The organism is Nocardia sp. NPDC046473, from assembly GCF_040645995.1.
GTDB lineage: Bacteria > Actinomycetota > Actinomycetes > Mycobacteriales > Mycobacteriaceae > Nocardia.
The window spans coordinates 234,229-251,864 of sequence record NZ_JBEYZJ010000009.1 but is presented as its reverse complement, the minus strand read 5'-3'; the positions used below and the strand labels follow the sequence as shown (position 1 = coordinate 251,864).

Genomic DNA, 17,636 nt, shown 5'->3' with positions numbered 1-17,636 from the left:
GAACTACTCTGTCCACAACACCCAGGTGCCGCTGCGAGTCGCCGGTTCGCACACCAGCGCGCGGCCGTCCGCGGTGCGGCCCGTCTTCGCCGTAGTGCCATCGCACTTCGCCCCGGCCTGCTGGACGACTGTGGACACGGTGTACGGGCCCGCCCACTGATATGTGCTGCCCGCGCCGAGACAGATCAGCGTGCCGCCGTCCGAGGCACTGCCGATCTGCCCGACCTGCCCCTCGGTGCACGACGCACCCTTCTTCAGGTTGCTCTGATTCGCCGTCGACGGGCTCGCCGTCGTGGTCACCACCGGAGTCGGCGCCGCCGGAACCGTCGGCTGCGGTAGTTGCTCTGCCGTCGCCGATACCGTGAGGCTCGCCGCGGGCTTGTTCGCGCGGGTCAGCGAGTCCGGCAACATGTTTCCCGACACCACCACGACACCGGCCAGCGCCGTCACCTCCGCGACACCGATCAGCAGCGCGAACATCGCCATCACCCGCCCGCGCGGATGCGAGAACGCGATGAAGCCGAAAACGATGGCCACCGGAAACAACCCGACCAGCGCGGCCACCAGCGCGACAATCGCGTACGGATTGACAATCGGCGGAATTTCCACCCGCAACCGACCGGTCCGCCGCCGCGCCGACGCGGGTTCCTGCCACCGCTCCTCGGGTTCCGGATCGACCCACTGTTCCTCTTCGCCTGCTTCAGGCCACCGGTCGTCCTGCCCTGCCGCAGGCCAACGTTCACTTTCACGGCGTTCCGCCCGTGCCATGCCAGGTCCCTCTCCACACCAACAACCGTGCAGGAACCTCGGACTGCCCGGACCCGCCCCGATATCCCGACCAACAATAGGGGCCCGACGGCGCGACATCATCTGAAACGTCCAATTCCTGGCCGTTTCCCCGCCGGAGGTTCATGATGATCGGAATGTGTCACTGATCTTGCGCTCACTCCACAGGAGGAACCATGTTCGGTAGCACCACCGATGACGGCCGCGAAAATCGGCCTTGGCACGCTCAGGCCGGCGATCTGCTCGGCGACAATTACAACGTTCCCGGCCTGATTCTCTGTGCGCTCGGCATCGTCGCGCTGGCCTGCACCCTCACTGCCGCGGGATACGGCTTCAACGACTGGACCCAGACCGGCGCGATCATCACGGCCGCGCTCTGGATTCTCGGCATCGGCGCCCTGGTGGTCGAGCATCGGCGCGAAGAAGTAATCGAGCTGAAGTACGGCAGGCTCGGTCACGCGCCGGGCCACCGGCGGCGGGTGCGCTACAGCATGGAACCGCGCGACACCACACCCGAGGCGCTCAACTAGCGAACAGGGACCGCCGTGCGCTCAGCGGCGGCGGTCCACCTTCGGCAGCGACTCGGTGACCAGCGTCATCAACATGTCCGCAAGCAGTTCGTGTACCTGCGGGCGGGTCAGCGTGCCGCGGGTGATCCATTCCCGGCCTGCGACTTTCACCAGCCCACCGTAGGCGCGGACCATCGCGCGCAATGCCGCACTGCGTGCCGAATCGGCGAGGCCGACCATCAGCAGCAGCCGTTCGGCGGCCGCGTCGTCGGCCTGATCCAGGATCTGCTGCACCTCGGGGTCGTTGCCGACGCCCTCATGGCTGGTCACCTTCACCCAGGTGCTGCCGTGCTCGGCGATGGTATCCAGCAGCCAGTGCACACTTGCATCGACGCGTTCGCGCTCGGTGCCGGTGGGCACGATCATGTCGTCCAGCTTGGGCAGGGTGACCATCCGGCGCACCACCGCGAGATACAGGTCGCGCTTGTTGCCGAAGTAGTGGTTGATCAGACCGCGGGCCACCCCGGCGCGCTGGGCCAGTTCGGCGGTCGAGACGGCCGCGTACGGCCGCTCGCCGAACATGTCGATCGCGCACGCCAAGATCTCGGCCCGGCGCTCGTCGGGTTCCAGCCGACGGCGGCGCGGCACGGTCTCGCTCGTCGTATCAGAGAGACCGGGCAATGAGATCCTTCATCACCTCGTTGCTACCCGCGAGGATGCGCAAGACGCGGGCGCCGGTGTAGAGCTGCGAAATCGGATACTCCGTCATGTAGCCGTAGCCGCCGAACAGTTGCAGGCAGCGGTCAACCACGATACCCAGCTGATCGGTGAGCCAGTACTTCGACATCGCCGCAGTGGGAATGTCGAGCTCGCCGCGCAGGTGTTTGACGATGCAGTCGTCGAGGAAGGTGCGGCTGACCTTCGCGAGGGTGGCGCACTCGGCCAGCTCGAATTTGGTGTTCTGCATCGCGAACAGCGGCTTGCCGAAGGCCTCGCGGCCCTTGGTGTAGTCGATGGTCAGCTGCACGGCCTTTTCCATCATCGCCACCGCGATAATGCCGGTGACCAGGCGCTCCTGGGCCAGCATCTGCATCATTTGATAGAAGCCGAGCCCCTCGGCCTCGCCGAGCAGGTTCGAGGCGGGCACGCGCAGCCCGTCGAAGAAGAGTTCGGCGGTGTCCTGGGCCTTGCCGCCGATTTTGTTCAGGATGCGGCCGCGCTTGAAGCCGGGGGTGTCGTCGGACACGTCGGCGAAGATCAGCGAGACGCCGGACGCGCCCTTGGTCGGGTCGGTCTTGGCGGCGATGATGATGCCGTCGCAGAGCCAGCCGTTGGTGATGAAGATCTTCGAGCCGGTGATCACGTACTCGTCGCCCTCGCGGACCGCGCGGGTCTTGATGTTCTGCAGATCGGAGCCGGTGCCCGGTTCGGTCATGCCGATCGAGAGCACCATCTCGCCGCTGGCCGCCTTCGGCAGCACGCGCTGCTTGAGCTCCGCGGAGCCGAATTCTTTCAGATACGGCGCGATGATCGAGCTGTGTACCGGCATGCCCAGCGAGCCGTCGCCCGCGCGGGACTGCTCCTCGATGATCGCGGCCTCGTGCGCGAATGTGCCGCCGCCACCGCCGAATTCGGTGGGGATGGCGGTGCACAGCAGGCCGAGTTCGCCGGCCCGGTTGTACAGCGCGCGGTCGGGGTGGCCTTGCGCGACGAACTTCTCCTCGTGCGGAACGACCTCCTTCTCGAAGAACGCCCTCGCCAGGTCGCGTACCGCCTCGACCTCGTCGTCACTCCATGCGGCGCGTGCCATCATCGGATCCTTTGCTCGCAGCTCCCCCGGCGTCGACGCCGGTCATCGTGCTCAGATTGTCGCACTATTGGCAGTGTGTCAACAAGGCGGGCACGGCTGGGTCCGATAAACGCTGGCAGCGGTCAGCTTGCGGGTTGTTGCGCCTGATTGACAGCGGCGAGTGAGGTGAAGATCGGCGTTTCCGGATCGGCCGAGATGCCCTGCCGGTGCAGGAAGCCGTCGATCAAGCCCCAAACGAATTCGGTGGCCTGGTCGATGAATTCGGCGGTCCGGTCCGGGTGCGGCAGGGCCGAATCTGCCAGCCACAGATCGGTGATGGAGACGACGACGCCGACCACCGCGCGGGACAGGTAGTCGATGCCCGCGGTGTCGATCGGAATGGACTCGGCGATGTCGCGGGCCTGCCTGGCGAAGCGATCCGAGGCCGCCCGGCCGAGGTCGAACTGCAGCACCGTTCCGTCGGACTGCTGGGTCACCTGCGCCTGGCCCAGGAAGCGAAAAACGTTGGGATGCTGCAGAATACTGTCGGCGTAACCGGTGAGCACCCGGCGCAACGCGGTCCGCGGCGGCTGCAGCATGAGCGTCAGGTCGTTGCCCGCGGCGGCCGCGGCGGCCTTGGCCATCCGGTTACCGATCTCAGTGTAGAGATCGGCCTTGTCGGCGAACTGCCGATACAGGCGCGGCTTGGTGATACCGGCCTCGCGGGCGATGTCGTCCATGCTCGGCCGCGGTCCGTCCCGGTCGATCACCCGGATCGCGGCGTCGACGATCTCCGCACGGGAGGTCGTCGAACGAACGCTGGGACGAGGCACGACCGCAGCATACACGTACCGCTGGTACGGAAACCGGTGTGAGCGAGCGAACCGACAACACCGCGGTTTTACCGAACGGTGAAGCCGAGCACCAGCGAGGCGTAGCCGTGAGGTACGCCATAGTCTGTCGGTAGCTCTCCCGTTCTGGGGCATTTCTTCGTACTGTCAGTATCAGAAAACGTACTACCGGTACGGGCCGATCGTTCCAGCGAGCCAATCGCAGTGTCCGATGCCCGGCCGACCACCGCGTGACCGTCCGGCAGCCCGCACCCGAACGAGGCAACAAATAATGACCAACGAGCTCGACACCGATACGCCCCGCCCGGATCGGCAGTGGACGGTGACCGCCGACGGCACCGAACTCGCCGTCTACGAATGGGGCGACCCCGCCGCCGCACCGCTGGTCCTGGTGCACGGCCTCACCGACACGCATCGCGTGTGGGCCACGGTCGCCGCGCTGCTGACCGACGGCTTCCGGGTGATCACCTATGACGTGCGCGGCCACGGTCGTTCGGCCACGCCGGCGCTGCTGTCGGACTTCCGGCTCGATCGGCTCGCCGCCGACTTCTTCGCGGTGATCGATGCGGCGAGCCCGAAGCGGCCGGTGCACACCTGCGGGCACGGCTGGGGCGCGGTGCAGCTGTGGGAAGCGGTGTGTGATCCGCGGGCGAACACCCGAATCGCTTCGTTCACAGCCATTTCCGGGCCGAATCTTGATCACCTCGGTCTCTGGCTACGGGCCGTCGCGCCGCATGCCCGCCTGCACGCGGGCGACATCGGCTGGTGGTTGAGCGGTGTGCGATGGACGCTCAGCCCGGTACCGGTGGCGCGCAGGCTCTACCCGCCGCGGGTGCGCACGCTGCTAGTGGAACGGCTCGGCGGCCTCTCGCCGGTGCCGGCCAGGATCGCGCGCACCTGGCGTACGGATCTACTGGCGGGCGGGCGGATCGCGCAGGCCAACCTGCTGCATCATTTGCGGCGGCCTCGGGTGCGGCGGACTGCGGTTCCGGTGCAGTTGCTCGTCGACACCACCGATCCGTTCGTGCCCGCCTCCATCTACGACACCTCGACGCGCTGGGTGGACCGGCTGTGGCGCTGCGCCGTCCCGGCCGACCACTGGCTGCCGGTGACCGAGCCGCTGCTGGTCGCCGAGGCGATCGCCAATTTCGTCGACGACATGCGGGCCGACCACGCCGCGATCACCCCGCGCAGCAGCTGACCTGACCGCCATAATTCGATACCGATACGGAGATCCCATGCCGGACGCAGCCACGCCGCTGATCCGCACCCTTGGCGCACCCCTGCCCGACGAATTCGACCGGCTCACCGACTCCGATCTCGCCGAACTCGACCGCCTGCTGCGCAACGCCGTCACCGCGCGCGGCGAGCGCCTCCGCGCGGCGGTCGAGTCCTCGCTCCAGCTCATTCCCCGGCTGATGCGGCCGACCGTGAAAAGGGCGCTCGGTTTATGAGCGCCCAGCTGATGGCGCGGGCCGAGACCACCAAACTCGCTCGCCTGCTTGATATTTCCGACCCGACAGCGCTCGACTTCCTCAATGGGCTTTCGCCGGAGGCGATTCGAGAGTTCCGCGAGCGGGCCACCGATCTGCTGTTCAACGGTGACGCGGCGCGCATGAAACGCGTTGCCGCGGCGACGAAATTGGTGCCGACCGCGATCAGCGCCAAGGCTGCCGAGCGGGCGTTCGGCCCGGTGTTGTGCGCGGCCGTCGCAGGTTCGGTCGAACCCTCCCGTGCGGTCGATATCGCCAAGGCGCTGCCCGCCAGGTTTCTGGCCGAGACCGCGATTCAGCTCGACCCGCGCCGCACCGCCGACATCATCGCCGCGGTGCCGTCGCGGTTGGTCGTCGAGGTGGCGCGCGAGCTGCTGGGGCAGGACGACCACGTGACGATGAGCCGGTTCGTCGGTGTGGTGCCCGAGGAGTCGATGCAGGCAGCGGTGCCGGTGTTCGGCGACGCGGATCTGCTGCGCATCGGGTTCCTCATGGAGGACAAATCCGCGCTGGACCGGCTGATGGGGCTGGTCACCGACCGGCTCGCCGGCGTCATCCGAGCCGCGCACGAACAAGATCTGTGGGCCGAGGGACTCGACCTGCTCGACAGCGTCGGCCAGGAGAATCGGGCCACGCTCGGCGATATCGCCGCCGGGCTCGGCGGCGAGGTGCTCGACGGCCTGATCGAGGCGGTCCGCACGCTCGACGCCTGGGACTCGCTACTGCCGGTGACCAGCGCGATGAACGCGGACAGCTTGCGCGCGTTCGCCGAAAGGCCTGCGGTACAGGAGGAATCGGTGCTCGCCTCGATCATGAATGCCGCACTGAACAAAGGTTTTTGGCTCGATCTGCTGCCGCTCGTGGTGCATCTGCAGCCGTCGCAGCTCGCCATTCTGGCCGCGCGGCTGGCCGACAAGTCCGACGAGGAGCTCGGCGACCTTGTCGCCCAAGCGGATACGGCCGGCCTGTGGAATTCCATGCTGCCGATCGCGCTCGCCATGACCGAGACCGACCGCCGCCGGATCGCCGGACTGCCGATCATGCAGGACCCCGAGGTGTTGCGCGCGGTCATCAACACCACCGCTGAACACGAACTCTGGTCGCAGGCACTGCCTTTGGTGGACGCACTGCCCGACACGGCGACGCCGATCCTCGCGTCGTGCATCGGCGATCTCAGCGCGGACCAGCTGCTCGCCGCGGTCCTGGTGGCCTCGCGCAGCGACAACATCGACACCCTCGTCGATATCGCGCTCGCGCAGGACGCGGACGGTCGCGCGCGGGTACTCGAGATCATCGACGGGATGGACGATCTCGACGAGTTCCTCGCCGCGTTGACACCGGACACACCAGATGTGGTGTGGCAGGGACTGATCGAGGTGCATCCGGAAATCCCTGCCGCCCTGCGTATTCGGCTGGCCGATCGCGCGGATAGTTGCGGCCGTACCGTCGCAGCCGAGGGCCTGCGCGCGGATCGGGCCTGACTCGAACGTCCGGCGCGGCCACCGGCGAAGTGATACTTTCGCCCCATGATGGGACCGGCTGGTCAGAGGCCTCCTAGCCTCAGCAACGCCGGATGGCTACACGAACCGTTGACGCCGATCGGGCCGATGCGGCCGTACCCGGACGGTCGGGTGCCGCCGCAGCCGCTCGGTCGATGGCGGCAGCCGGGCGGTAACCGGGGGCGGCTGTGGGTGCTTGGCGCGGTGGTCGGTGTGTCGACGCTCGCGGTCGTCGGCGTGCTCGCCGTGTCCGACAGCCGCAGGGCCGAGTCGGTGCCCGATCTGCGGGGCTATCACCACGTCGACAACCTCTGCGCGATCACGGACACCGCGCCGTATGCGCACGCCGGATTCGCCTTGGCGCCATCCAGTCCGGCGACCCTGAAGTACCCGCTGCACCAGACCCGACTGCACCCGGCGCTCGACTCGATGAGTTGCACGATCCGCCTGGCCCCACCGGGAAAGAGCGAACGAGCCGACGACACCACCCTCATGGTTAACGCGTTGGTGCACAAGCGGGCCGATCCCGGTCCCGAATTCACCGCGCGGTTCGAGACCTGGACGCAGGCCGACCTCGCCGCGGACGACAACGTCACGAAGATCACCGGGCTCGGCGACGAGGCGTATATCGTCCGCAAGCAGACCGAGCACGCACAGAACACGGGCGTCACCCTCGCCGTGCGCGACGGCTGGACCACCTTCGAAATCAGCTGGTTGCACCCGCCGTCGGTGGTCACGACCGCCGATATCAAGGTGGCGGAGGTCATCGAATTGCTGAAGCGAACCGCGGCCACCACCATGGCGCTGCTTCGCGCGTAGGCCATCGAGAGGCAACCGGGCGGCAACCTGGTCGCGGAGTTTGCGACAATGGTCCGGTCGATTTCCCAGCTCACCGAAGGATGCCTGTACCACCGATGGCCGAAAGCATGATTGATCCGGACGACCTCGCGACCTGTCTGCGAGTACTGGACCAGGCCGGGCAGCTGGAAAAAGAGCATCCCGACTCGGTGGCGGTGCAGCGCGCGGTCGGGCACATGTTCAAGAAACTCAAGCAGCGGCGCCGGATCGAGGCCAGGACGGCGGTGGCCGAGGCCGACCGCGAGGTGATCGCCGCGACGGCCACCGGCTCGCCGCAGCGGATCGATGACGAGACCGCGGGCATTCCGCTCGCCTCGAACGCTCGTGGCGCGACCGCGGGGACGCTGATCAGGGCGCGGCCCTGCTACATCTGCAAGCAGCCGTACACGCAGGTCGATGCCTTTTATCACCAGCTGTGCCCGGAGTGTGCCGCGAGCAGCCACACCAAGCGGGACGCCCGTACCGATCTGAGCGGCCGTCGCGCGCTGCTCACCGGCGGGCGCGCGAAGATCGGCATGTACATCGCGCTGCGATTGCTGCGCGACGGCGCCCACACCACCATCACCACCCGGTTCCCGAACGACGCGATCCGCCGTTTCGCCGCCATGGACGACAGCCCCGAGTGGCTGCACCGGCTGCGCGTCGTCGGCATCGACCTGCGTGATCCGGCGCAGGTGGTCGCGCTCGCCGACGATGTCGCGGCGCAGGGTCCGCTCGACATCCTGATCAACAACGCCGCGCAGACGGTCCGCCGCTCCCCCGGCGCCTACAGTGCGCTGGTCGACGCCGAGTCCGGTCCGCTGCCCGCGGGTGCGCTGCCGGATGTGGTGACGTTCGGTAAGACGATGCAGGCCCATCCCACCGCACTCACCGCCTCGCTCACGCCGACGCTGACCGCAGCCGACGTCGCCGAGCTGGCGCTCGTCGCGGGATCGGCTACGCCCGAACGGATTTCGCGTGGCGTGGCGATCGATGCCGGTGGTCTGGTGCCGGATCTCGCGCACACCAACAGCTGGGTGCAGACCGTTGCGGAGGTCGACCCGACCGAGCTGCTCGAAGTGCAGCTGTGCAATTCGGTGGCGCCGTTCATCCTGGTGTCGCGGCTGCGGCCGACCATGGCCGCCTCTTCGGCACGGCGGAAGTACATCGTCAATGTCTCGGCGATGGAGGGCCAGTTCGCCCGCGCGTACAAGGGGCCGGGCCACCCGCACACCAATATGGCCAAGGCCGCGTTGAACATGCTGACCCGCACCAGTGCGGGCGAAATGCTCGAAGCCGACGGCATTTTGATGACCGCCGTCGATACCGGGTGGATTACCGACGAGCGACCGCACTACACGAAGGTCCGGCTCGCCGAGGAAGGCTTCCACGCGCCCCTCGACCTGGTCGACGGTGCGGCCCGGGTCTATGACCCGATCGTGCAGGGTGAGAACGGCACCGATCTCTACGGCTGCTTCCTCAAGGACTACCGGCCTTCGCCCTGGTAATCGCGCCGTGCCCCAGGCAGAATCGGCCGCAAACCGACCTGCTTAAGGGGTTACATGACGAATCAGAGTGGGCTCGGCGCGATGGTGCGCGATCGGCTGCCGTTCCTGCGCTGGTCGATCATTCGGATGGGGCTCGGGATAGGCAGTCTGTTGCGCACGGGTCAGGTGGGTGACGGTCGGGAGCGGGCCTTGCTCGCGCACGTTCGCGCCACTGCCACGGCGGGCGATCCGGACAGCGTGCTCGCCGCGATCGATGACTTCGCGCGCAACCGCAGTCTGCTGATGAACGTCGGCGACGAAAAGGGTCTGATTCTGGACAACGCGATCAAGCGGGCCGAGCCGACGCTGCTGCTCGAATTGGGCGCTTACTGCGGGTACAGCGCGGTGCGCACCGGTCGGGTGATGCCGTCGACCGCACAATTGGTGACGGTGGAGGCGAGCCCGGACAACGCCGAGATCGCGCGTGCGGTGATCGAGCACGCGGGCCTGGCCGATCGGGTCACCGTGGTGGTCGGCAAGATCGGTGACGGCGGCGCGACCATGCGACACCTCGCCATCGAGCACGACTTCGGGCCCGGCGCATTGGATTTCGTGTTCATCGATCATTTGAAGACCGCGTATCTGCCGGATCTGAAGGCGATCATGTCGGCGAGTTGGCTGCATCCCGGGACGATCGTGGTGGCCGACAACGTCAGAATTCCGGGTGCGCCAGGGTATCGCCGCTATATGCGCGAGCACGAAGGGTCGCGCTGGCGCACCACGGAGCACAAAACGCACCTGGAATACCAATCCTTGGTCGCCGATCTCGTGCTCGAGTCCGAATTCCTCGGCTGACGGCTACGCTGGTGGGGTGCTGTATCGGCTGCTGGCCGATGCCACCGCCGCCGCACATTTCGTATTCGTGGCGTATGTGGTCATCGGCGGGTTCATAGCGTGGCGCTGGCCGCGCAGTATCTGGCTGCATGCGATCGCGTTCTGCTGGGGCTTCAGCACCGTGTTGTTCCGGATCGATTGTCCGCTCACGCATTTGGAGAATTGGGCGCGGCATCGGGCGGGCGAGGCGGGGCTGCCGCCGAGTGGGTTCATCGATCACTACATCACCGGGGTGCTCTATCCGGAGAGTGCGCTGGGGTTGGTGCGGGTACTCGTCGCAGTGTGTGTCGCGGTGTCGTGGGTGGGGTATGGCTGGCTGCGGCGGCGGGCAGCCGGGTCGACCGCCCGCCTGCAGGCATCCCACTAGTTACACGGCTACGAAACAGCTTGGCCGAGAGCGGTTTTGACGCTCAGGACGACGCCAGCTGTTTCTCCACAGCTTCGGCGACTTCCGCCGGGTGTTCGTCCAGATAGAAATGACCGCCGGGGAACGTTGTGCGGGTGAAGGTTCCGGTGGTGACGGCGCGCCACTCGTCGGCCTGCTCGGGTGTCACCGTGGGGTCTTCGGTGCTGACGAAGGCGGCGATGTCGGCGGCCAAGGGGGCGCCCGGCGTGTATCGGTAGGTCTCGACGGCCTGGTAGTCGCCACGGACGGCGGGCAGCACCAACTCCGCGAGACTTGGTTCGTCACGCAGCATTTGGATTGGTGCGGGGTCGGCGGCCAAGCGCTCCAGGTCCGCGATCAGGTCGTTGTCGGTGCCGAGGTGCAGCTGCTTCGTCTCCACGAAAGTCGGGGCAGGACGGCCGGAGACGAACAGTGTCGACACCGGCTGGCCCTTGCGCTCGAGTCGACGTGCGGTTTCGAACGCGACTGTTGCGCCCATGCTATGACCGAATAACGCTAGCCCATCAAGCATTCCGAGCTTCAGCACCTCTCCAGCAATCCGCTCGGCGAGCGCCTCCAGGTCGGTGATCGGTGCTTCGCCGAGCCGATCCTGCCGACCCGGATACTGCACCGCGGCGACGAGGACGCCCGCGCCGAAGCATTGCGCCACATCTCGGTATGCGGTCGCCGGACCGCCGCCCGGCGGGAAACACAGCAGGTGGTGCCGGGGAGTCGCCTCGGATCGCAGGATCCGCAGCCACACACCGGACTCGACGGTTCGGCCCATGTAAGTCTCCTTCTCAGACGGAACTATTACGCTCTTTCGGGTGAACGCGCACACACGGCTGGTCCACGACTACGAAGCCGGAATCGGTGTCACCTCCGCTGTCATTACGCCCGCTCCCGATCCGGGCAGCAATCTGGCTGCGACACTGCCGGTCTGGTCGCTCGCCGCCGGGTCGGTCGCCGCACTGATCGGTGCGGCCAACCGGATCCGCGGCATCCGCGGCCTCGACCCGGTCGCCCACCGCATCGACCCCGCGCGCATCACCGCTGCGTTCTGTAGTGAACGCCTGCTGAGGATCAACGGCCGGCCCGCCAAGATGTTCGGCGACCTCTCCGGATTCTTCCCCACCTTCGACGGTTGGGTCCGCACGCACGCCAACTACCCGCACCATCGCGCCCGCCTGCTCGCCGCGCTGGGCCTGCCCGCCGACGCACCCTTCGATCTCGCCGTGGCGCAGATGGCGATGAGTCGGGCGGCGGACGTCGAGGACCATGCCGCCGCGCACGGGGCGATCGCGGTCCGCGTCCGCACCGAACAGGAGTGGGCGGGCAGTGCCGAGGGGTGGGCCGCCGCGTATGGGCCGCTGGTCGCGGTCGAGACGCGGGCCGACCGTGGCGAGCCCGGATTACCGGTTGGCGCGGCGCCTTTCCAGCCGCTGCGTGGGCTGCGGGTGCTCGATCTGACCCGAGTGATCGCCGGGCCGGTCGCGACGCGGACCTTGGCATTATTCGGTGCCGATGTGCTGCGCGTCGATCCGCCCCAGCTGCCCGAAATCTCTTGGCAGTACGCCGATACCAGCCAGGGCAAGCGCTCCACGCTGGTGGATCTATGGACCCAACTGCCGCTGATCCGCGACCTGCTCGCCTCTGCCGACGTGCTCGTTACCGGATACCGGCCGGGCGCGCTGGAACGCGCGGGTCTCCTTGCCGCTATGCGCCCCGGCTTGATTCACGGCCGCGTCAGCGCCTGGGGCGAGGTGGGACCGTGGGCCGAACGACGCGGCTTCGACAGCATTGTGCAGGCCGCCTCCGGCATCGCCATCGCCGAAGGCGCACCCTCCGTCCCGAGCGCCCTGCCCGCCCAGGCCCTCGACCACGCCACCGGTTACCTCCTCGCCGCTGGCGTCATCGACGCACTGTCCCTGCGCGCGTCCGACGGCATCGGCCGCGACGTCCGAGTCGCCTTGGCCCGCACCGCCGCCTGGCTCCTCGCCGCCCCCGACCGCACCCCTCGCCACCCGCCGGCCACCCTCCCCGACCCCGCCCACGTCATGTCCCACGGCGATGTCATCACCGCCACCCCCGCCATCGCCGAATACCCCGCCTACACCTGGCCCGCCCCCACCTACGGCGGCGACCGCCCCGCCTGGCCCCTGAAAACTCACTAACCGACACCACCCGCACCCCCTCAACTCGCCGCGCACACTTCAACCTGACGCGCACGGATCAGCCGACGAATTCGCGCGCGCCACACCACAACGCGCGCGCCACACGATCACACCGACGCCGCACACCTCAGCGGCACGCGCACATCTCAGCGGCACGCGCCCATCTCAGCGGCACGCGCACATCGTGGTGCCGAGCGCGCAGATCAGCACGCAATTCGATGCGCGCCACACCACAACGCGCGCACCACACGATCACACCGACGCCGCACACATCTCAGCGGTGCGCGCACACCTCAGCGGCACGCGCACATCTCAGCGGCACGCGCACATCTCAGCGGCACGCGCACATCGTGGTGCCGGGCGCGCGAATCTGCGTGCAGTTCGGTGCGCGGCGTGACGAACGGGGCGCGCGGAGCTGGTGCGAACCCTGCGGAGGGGGTTGGGGTGGCGGGGCGGTTAGGCTCGTTGGGTGCGGCAGAAGATCATCATGGATGTTGATACCGGGGTCGACGATTCCCTTGCGCTGCTCTATCTGCTTGCGTCGCCTGAGGCTGAGATTGTCGGGATTGCCTCTACAGCGGGGAATGTGCCTGCGCCACAGGTGGCGGCGAACAATCTGGCCTGGCTTGATGTGTGTCAGGCGCCGGAGATCGAAGTTGCACTGGGGGCCGCCGAGCCGCTCGCGATTCCGTTGCGGACCACTGAGGACACGCATGGGCCGCAGGGGGTCGGGTATGCCGAGTTGCCGGCCTCGACGCGGGTTCTTTCGTCGCGGTCGGCCGCGCAGATGTGGGTCGATCTGGTGCGTGCGCATCCCGGTGAGATCGTCGGGTTGTGTACCGGGCCGCTGACCAATCTGGCGCTGGCTCTTCGGCTGGAGCCCGCGTTGCCGACGTTGCTGCGCAGGCTGGTGATCATGGGTGGCGCGTTCAATCACCCCGGCAACACGACGCCCACCAACGAATGGAACGTGCACGTGGATCCGGAGGCCGCCAAGGAGGTCTTCGACGCCTTCTCCGCCGCGCCGCCGGACCGTCGGCCGATCGTGTGCGCGCTCGACATCACCGAGACCATCGAGATGCGACCGAAGCATCTGGCGCTGCTTGCCGAGCGTGCGGGCAGCGTTCCGGTGGAGACGGTTTCGGAGACCGATCCGCCCGAGGCCCGGTCGGTGGCGAGCAATCCCATCGTCCGGCATGCCACCGACGCGGTGCGGTTCTACTTCGATTTCCACCGGCTCTACGACCTCGGGTACCTCGCGCACATGCATGATCCGTTCGCGGCGGCGGTTGCGCTCGACCCGGCCCTGGCCGTCACGCGTCCGGCGACGGTCGATGTCGAGCTCGCGGGCACGATAACGCGCGCGACGACGGTGGCGGACTGGGCGGGCATGTGGGGCCGGGAACCCAACGCGGACATCGTGATCGGTACCGATCAGCAGTTGTTCTTCGACCGGCTGATCACCCGGGTCGGCGACTTCGCGCGGCAGGTGTACCCGCCGAATGTGTGAGACAGGAGAGGCCGTGGTCGGCGACCAGGACGACATCACCTACCTCGCCGAGTTCCGCAATCGGCTCGGACTGCCCGGAATCATCGACGTGCACACGCATTTCATGCCGGAACCGGTGATGCAGAAGGTGTGGGCGTACTTCGACTCGGCCGGCCCGCTCACCGCGCGCACCTGGCCCATCGCCTACCGGCATGACGAGCAGGTCAGGTTGAAGACGTTGCGTGGCTTCGGTGTTCGCGCCTTCAGCGCCCTCGTCTACCCACACAAGCCCGAGATGGCGGCCTGGTTGAACGAATGGACCGCCGAATTCGCCGAGCGCACACCGGATTGCCTGCACACGGCTACGTTCTATCCCGAACCGGGCGCCGAAAGCTATGCCGCCGAGGCGATTCAACGCGGCGCCCGGCTGTTCAAGGTGCATATCCAGGTCGGCGGTTTCGATCCCGGCGATCCGCTGCTCGACGCGACCTGGAGCTTGATCCAAGACGCGGGAATTCCGGTTGTCATTCATTGTGGATCCGGTCCGGTAGCAGGTGAATTCACCGGACCGGTCCCCATTGCCGCACTGCTGCAGCGCTTTCCCCGCTTGCGGCTGATCATCGCGCACATGGGCGCACCCGAGTACACCGAATTCTTCGACCTCGCCGAGCAATACCCGGATGTCCGTTTCGACACCACCATGACGTTCACCGACTTCTTCGAGGAAGTAGACCCGTTCCCCGACACCGAACGCGGCAGGCTGCGCACCCTCGGCGACCGGATCATGTTCGGCAGCGACTTCCCGAACATTCCGTACACCTACGGCCACGCGGTCTCCGCGCTGGAACGCCTCGAACTCGGCGACGACTGGTTGCGCAAGGTCTGCTATCAGAATGCCGCGGATTTGTTCGGTATCGAGTAGGGGACTCGTCAGCGCTGCTGAATGACATGCGTCGGATGCGGTCAACCGCCCGTCAGTACGGGTGCTGGCGAGTCACGCCATCGGCGTCGGGCAGGGTGACGGTTATTGCCTCCACACCATCGTTGTCCCACCCTGGGTACGCGCCGTAGAACACGTCCTCGTCACTTTCCGAGTCGCTGACTTCCTCATCGATGTCTCGCGGGCCGCCGACGACGGCCATATCGATACGAATGCCGTCCGGTGCGGGCCAACCGATGAGGGCATCCCTGTCACGGGTGATGAACTCGAGCAACTCCGTCCGAACCTTCTCGGCGTACGGCGCTCGTGAGATCCTATTGTCGAAGTAGAAGCTGACAAGAGACCCAGGCCCCAAGGCGTGCACGATCTTCACCAGATCTGCACGGGATTCGGCGGTGTACCAGTTGGTGGCGCCTGCGGCGTGCGGTATCCGTTCGAGTGCCACCAGCGAGCCGACCTGATCCAGCCGCTCGATCACGCCACTGCCCGCGATCGTCTGCCAGCAGGTACGTTCCGATTCGGTCATGTGCCGCCTCCTGAGTTCGGTGGCCAGCAGGTGCTATCTACTATGCGCCACATACGATTTCACGCCTATCCCCCGAAGATCGGGGCATCCGATGCGGTATTCACGCCGCCACGACGGTGAACCTGGCGCGGCGATGCGCAGGCCGCTCAGCTTCGTCGAGCAGGGCGACCGCGAAGTCCTCCGTCGAGATGGCCGATTCGCCGTCGGAGCAGGTGAGCAGTTCATCGAGACCGGCCCGGTAAGTGCCCGTGCGCTCCCCTGGCACCAGCTGGGCAGGCGGGCTCAGATAGGTCCAGTCCGCAACGGTTTCTGTTCGGCACAGCGCGAGCTGATCGGCGCAAGCCTGCGCGATCGGCCGCAATTCCGTTGGGAAGTCGGGCGTTTCGTGCAGCGTGAGGCCATCGGCGTCCGGCACCAGCAGCGTCGAGGCACCGCCGACGACCAGCAGGCGGACACCGTTGTGGGCCAACGCCTGCAAAAGCACCGAGGTGATCTCGGGCAGTTCATGCTCCTGACCGGCTACCGGACGGGTCGCGGTGATCACGAGATCCTGCCCGGCACTGAGCGTTACGACATCGTCGAGATTCATCGCATCGCCGATCCTGACCTCCGCCGCACTCGGCACTGCGGCCACACCGGCCGGGTTCCGCATGACCGCGACGACCTCATGACCGCGCGACAACGCCTCGGCCACCACGCGACTGCCGACCTCACCCGTCGCGCCGAACACCGTGATCCGCATGATCAACCTCCAACTCATTTTGATTGCTTAGCTCTAAGTAACTTACCTTAGCGCTCAGCAATTCCCCCATGAGATACCTCACCGTTGAGATATTCGCTAGAGTGCGGTGGTGACCGATCACGTCGACCATGTTCTCGCGCAGTGGCAGGACCAGCGCCCAGACCTGGACGTCTCCCCCATGGCAGTGCTCGGTCGGCTGTCCAGACTGTCCCAGCTCACCGGTGCCGAACTGCGCAAAACCTTCACCACGCACGGCCTCGACCCGGCCTCGTTCGACGTCCTGGCGACGCTGCGACGCAGCGAACCGCCGCATAGCCTGACTCCTACCGAGCTGATGCATTCGGCGATGGTCACCTCCGGCGCGATCACCCAGCGCCTGGATCGCCTCGAGGAACGCGGCCTGGTGCGCCGGTCCCGCAGCGAATCCGATGGTCGCGGCATCCGCGTCGACCTCACCGACACGGGGCGCACGCTTATCGATGACGCGCTACCCGATCACGTCGCCACCGAAGAGCGCCTGCTCGCGCCACTGAACCCGAAGCAACGCGCCGCGCTCGCCGACGCGTTGCGCACGTTGCTCGAATCCCTGGGCGACGCACAATGATTCCACGCCGCGCAGCCGTCCTTCCCGTGCGCACGAATGTGCCGGCCGAACAGTGCGCGATGCGCTGATCGATGCGCGCGAGGCTCAGTCAGGCCGCGGGTAGCGCGGCGACCAGTCCGCGGATGTAGTTGACGCGCTGCTCGGTGTCGAAGACCTGCGCGCGGTCGGTGATCTTGACCTGGGTCGCGTAGTAGAAGCCGGGCCCTTGGACGCTCACCTGCACGAAGCCCTGGATCTTGTCCTCCTTGACGGCCAGGAACAACAGGCCGAGCAGGCAGAAGACCATCAGAAGGACGGCCAGCACGATCGCATACGACGGAATGCGCTGGTTGACGCTGGTCTGGTTGGTGACAATCCACGTGGTCCCGGCCAGCGGATGCTGCCCGGAGGGCGTCATGACCTGCGTCGCGGTACACCCGATATCGCCGACCGTCACCAGCACCGGCGCCGCAGTGAACGAATTCCGCTGCGGCGGAGGCGGTTCCGGACCCGAAGTCCACTGCGGCCGAACCATCCCCGACTCGGACGGCCGAGCAATCGCTTCATCCGACATCGCCAGCACCTCCTTAGCCCAGCGGAGGGAACGATCCCCCCGCACACGTCGGCTGGCGAGTCCCCATCGCCGCATCGT

The 17,636-nt window shown here is 67.0% G+C and carries 20 protein-coding genes; 12 read left to right on the top strand and 8 right to left on the bottom strand.

Annotation, left to right across the window (positions count from 1 at the left end; translation table 11 throughout):
- Window positions 1-3: 3 nt before the first annotated feature.
- Window positions 4-768: a hypothetical protein gene (locus tag ABZ942_RS31605; protein WP_357388408.1), complete on the bottom strand. Its 765-nt coding sequence runs from the start codon at window positions 766-768 to the stop codon at window positions 4-6.
- A 194-nt stretch (window positions 769-962) separates the two neighbouring features.
- Between ABZ942_RS31605 and ABZ942_RS31600 the strand changes: the two genes are divergently transcribed.
- The gene (locus ABZ942_RS31600) at window positions 963-1,316 is read left to right on the top strand and encodes a hypothetical protein (RefSeq protein ID WP_357388407.1); all 354 of its coding nucleotides are present in this window, start codon (window positions 963-965) and stop codon (window positions 1,314-1,316) included.
- Window positions 1,317-1,337: 21 nt separating this feature from the next.
- Here ABZ942_RS31600 and ABZ942_RS31595 read toward each other — a convergent pair whose 3' ends face one another.
- The 3 genes from ABZ942_RS31595 to ABZ942_RS31585 form a co-directional block, all read right to left on the bottom strand.
- Entirely contained in the window at window positions 1,338-1,976 is a 639-nt protein-coding gene (locus ABZ942_RS31595; protein ID WP_357388405.1) for a helix-turn-helix domain-containing protein, read from the bottom strand.
- Window positions 1,960-3,105, bottom strand: a complete 1,146-nt coding sequence (locus ABZ942_RS31590; RefSeq protein ID WP_357388403.1) for an acyl-CoA dehydrogenase family protein — start codon at window positions 3,103-3,105, stop codon at window positions 1,960-1,962. Before ABZ942_RS31590 ends, ABZ942_RS31595 begins: the two co-directional genes overlap by 17 nt.
- Window positions 3,106-3,227: 122 nt before the next feature.
- Window positions 3,228-3,917: a TetR/AcrR family transcriptional regulator gene (locus ABZ942_RS31585; RefSeq protein WP_357388401.1), complete on the bottom strand. Its 690-nt coding sequence runs from the start codon at window positions 3,915-3,917 to the stop codon at window positions 3,228-3,230.
- Window positions 3,918-4,206: 289 nt separating this feature from the next.
- On the opposite strand from ABZ942_RS31585, the gene ABZ942_RS31580 reads away from it, so the two are divergent.
- The 7 genes from ABZ942_RS31580 to ABZ942_RS31550 all read left to right on the top strand — a co-directional run bounded on the left by ABZ942_RS31580 (window position 4,207) and on the right by ABZ942_RS31550 (window position 10,512).
- Window positions 4,207-5,136, top strand: coding sequence for an alpha/beta fold hydrolase (locus ABZ942_RS31580; protein WP_357388399.1), 930 nt, complete (start codon window positions 4,207-4,209; stop codon window positions 5,134-5,136).
- A 37-nt stretch (window positions 5,137-5,173) separates the two neighbouring features.
- Window positions 5,174-5,389 (top strand): hypothetical protein, encoded by a 216-nt coding sequence (locus tag ABZ942_RS31575; RefSeq protein ID WP_357388397.1) that lies wholly within the window; start codon window positions 5,174-5,176, stop codon window positions 5,387-5,389.
- Entirely contained in the window at window positions 5,386-6,909 is a 1,524-nt protein-coding gene (locus tag ABZ942_RS31570) for a hypothetical protein (RefSeq protein ID WP_357388395.1), read from the top strand. Before ABZ942_RS31575 ends, ABZ942_RS31570 begins: the two co-directional genes overlap by 4 nt.
- Before the next feature lie 126 nt (window positions 6,910-7,035).
- The gene (locus ABZ942_RS31565; protein ID WP_357388393.1) at window positions 7,036-7,746 is read left to right on the top strand and encodes a hypothetical protein; all 711 of its coding nucleotides are present in this window, start codon (window positions 7,036-7,038) and stop codon (window positions 7,744-7,746) included.
- Window positions 7,747-7,841: 95 nt separating this feature from the next.
- A complete protein-coding gene (locus ABZ942_RS31560) occupies window positions 7,842-9,272 on the top strand; it encodes an SDR family NAD(P)-dependent oxidoreductase (protein WP_357388391.1) in 1,431 nt (476 codons plus the stop codon).
- A 54-nt stretch (window positions 9,273-9,326) separates the two neighbouring features.
- Window positions 9,327-10,106, top strand: coding sequence for a class I SAM-dependent methyltransferase (locus ABZ942_RS31555; protein ID WP_357388389.1), 780 nt, complete (start codon window positions 9,327-9,329; stop codon window positions 10,104-10,106).
- 16 nt (window positions 10,107-10,122) lie between these two features.
- Window positions 10,123-10,512 (top strand): DUF2784 domain-containing protein, encoded by a 390-nt coding sequence (locus tag ABZ942_RS31550; protein WP_357388387.1) that lies wholly within the window; start codon window positions 10,123-10,125, stop codon window positions 10,510-10,512.
- A 43-nt stretch (window positions 10,513-10,555) separates the two neighbouring features.
- On the opposite strand, the gene ABZ942_RS31545 is transcribed toward ABZ942_RS31550, so the two are convergent.
- A complete protein-coding gene (locus ABZ942_RS31545) occupies window positions 10,556-11,317 on the bottom strand; it encodes an alpha/beta fold hydrolase (protein WP_357388385.1) in 762 nt (253 codons plus the stop codon).
- Between the two features lie 40 nt (window positions 11,318-11,357).
- On the opposite strand from ABZ942_RS31545, the gene ABZ942_RS31540 reads away from it, so the two are divergent.
- From ABZ942_RS31540 to ABZ942_RS31530, 3 genes are all read left to right on the top strand, one after another.
- Window positions 11,358-12,704 carry a CoA transferase gene (locus ABZ942_RS31540; RefSeq protein WP_357388383.1) on the top strand — a complete coding sequence of 449 codons (1,347 nt, stop codon included), beginning with the start codon at window positions 11,358-11,360 and terminating at the stop codon, window positions 12,702-12,704.
- Between the two features lie 487 nt (window positions 12,705-13,191).
- Window positions 13,192-14,214, top strand: a complete 1,023-nt coding sequence (locus tag ABZ942_RS31535) for a nucleoside hydrolase (RefSeq protein WP_357389012.1) — start codon at window positions 13,192-13,194, stop codon at window positions 14,212-14,214.
- Window positions 14,207-15,115 carry an amidohydrolase family protein gene (locus ABZ942_RS31530; protein WP_357388381.1) on the top strand — a complete coding sequence of 303 codons (909 nt, stop codon included), beginning with the start codon at window positions 14,207-14,209 and terminating at the stop codon, window positions 15,113-15,115. The genes ABZ942_RS31535 and ABZ942_RS31530 overlap by 8 nt, the downstream gene beginning before the upstream one ends.
- A gap of 52 nt (window positions 15,116-15,167) precedes the next feature.
- Here ABZ942_RS31530 and ABZ942_RS31525 read toward each other — a convergent pair whose 3' ends face one another.
- Together ABZ942_RS31525 and ABZ942_RS31520 are read right to left on the bottom strand one after the other, a co-directional pair.
- Window positions 15,168-15,659: a hypothetical protein gene (locus ABZ942_RS31525; protein WP_357388379.1), complete on the bottom strand. Its 492-nt coding sequence runs from the start codon at window positions 15,657-15,659 to the stop codon at window positions 15,168-15,170.
- Window positions 15,660-15,759: 100 nt separating this feature from the next.
- The gene (locus ABZ942_RS31520; protein ID WP_357388378.1) at window positions 15,760-16,419 is read right to left on the bottom strand and encodes an NAD(P)H-binding protein; all 660 of its coding nucleotides are present in this window, start codon (window positions 16,417-16,419) and stop codon (window positions 15,760-15,762) included.
- Between the two features lie 91 nt (window positions 16,420-16,510).
- Here ABZ942_RS31520 and ABZ942_RS31515 point away from each other — a divergent pair, with 91 nt between their 5' ends.
- A complete protein-coding gene (locus ABZ942_RS31515) occupies window positions 16,511-17,005 on the top strand; it encodes a MarR family transcriptional regulator (RefSeq protein WP_357388375.1) in 495 nt (164 codons plus the stop codon).
- An 88-nt stretch (window positions 17,006-17,093) separates the two neighbouring features.
- On the opposite strand, the gene ABZ942_RS31510 is transcribed toward ABZ942_RS31515, so the two are convergent.
- The gene (locus tag ABZ942_RS31510; RefSeq protein WP_357388373.1) at window positions 17,094-17,558 is read right to left on the bottom strand and encodes a hypothetical protein; all 465 of its coding nucleotides are present in this window, start codon (window positions 17,556-17,558) and stop codon (window positions 17,094-17,096) included.
- Window positions 17,559-17,636 lie beyond the last annotated feature (78 nt).

Coding starts and splice junctions, on each gene's coding strand:
- ABZ942_RS31580 (WP_357388399.1), top strand. CDS start 4,207: ATGACCAACGAGCTCGACACCGATACGCCCCGCCCGGATCGGCAGTGG.
- ABZ942_RS31605 (WP_357388408.1), bottom strand. CDS start 768: ATGGCACGGGCGGAACGCCGTGAAAGTGAACGTTGGCCTGCGGCAGGG.
- ABZ942_RS31575 (WP_357388397.1), top strand. CDS start 5,174: ATGCCGGACGCAGCCACGCCGCTGATCCGCACCCTTGGCGCACCCCTG.
- ABZ942_RS31530 (WP_357388381.1), top strand. CDS start 14,207: ATGTGTGAGACAGGAGAGGCCGTGGTCGGCGACCAGGACGACATCACC.
- ABZ942_RS31565 (WP_357388393.1), top strand. CDS start 7,036: ATGCGGCCGTACCCGGACGGTCGGGTGCCGCCGCAGCCGCTCGGTCGA.
- ABZ942_RS31545 (WP_357388385.1), bottom strand. CDS start 11,317: ATGGGCCGAACCGTCGAGTCCGGTGTGTGGCTGCGGATCCTGCGATCC.
- ABZ942_RS31590 (WP_357388403.1), bottom strand. CDS start 3,105: ATGGCACGCGCCGCATGGAGTGACGACGAGGTCGAGGCGGTACGCGAC.
- ABZ942_RS31570 (WP_357388395.1), top strand. CDS start 5,386: ATGAGCGCCCAGCTGATGGCGCGGGCCGAGACCACCAAACTCGCTCGC.
- ABZ942_RS31510 (WP_357388373.1), bottom strand. CDS start 17,558: ATGTCGGATGAAGCGATTGCTCGGCCGTCCGAGTCGGGGATGGTTCGG.
- ABZ942_RS31535 (WP_357389012.1), top strand. CDS start 13,192: ATGGATGTTGATACCGGGGTCGACGATTCCCTTGCGCTGCTCTATCTG.
- ABZ942_RS31600 (WP_357388407.1), top strand. CDS start 963: ATGTTCGGTAGCACCACCGATGACGGCCGCGAAAATCGGCCTTGGCAC.
- ABZ942_RS31525 (WP_357388379.1), bottom strand. CDS start 15,659: ATGACCGAATCGGAACGTACCTGCTGGCAGACGATCGCGGGCAGTGGC.
- ABZ942_RS31520 (WP_357388378.1), bottom strand. CDS start 16,419: ATGAGTTGGAGGTTGATCATGCGGATCACGGTGTTCGGCGCGACGGGT.
- ABZ942_RS31555 (WP_357388389.1), top strand. CDS start 9,327: ATGACGAATCAGAGTGGGCTCGGCGCGATGGTGCGCGATCGGCTGCCG.
- ABZ942_RS31560 (WP_357388391.1), top strand. CDS start 7,842: ATGGCCGAAAGCATGATTGATCCGGACGACCTCGCGACCTGTCTGCGA.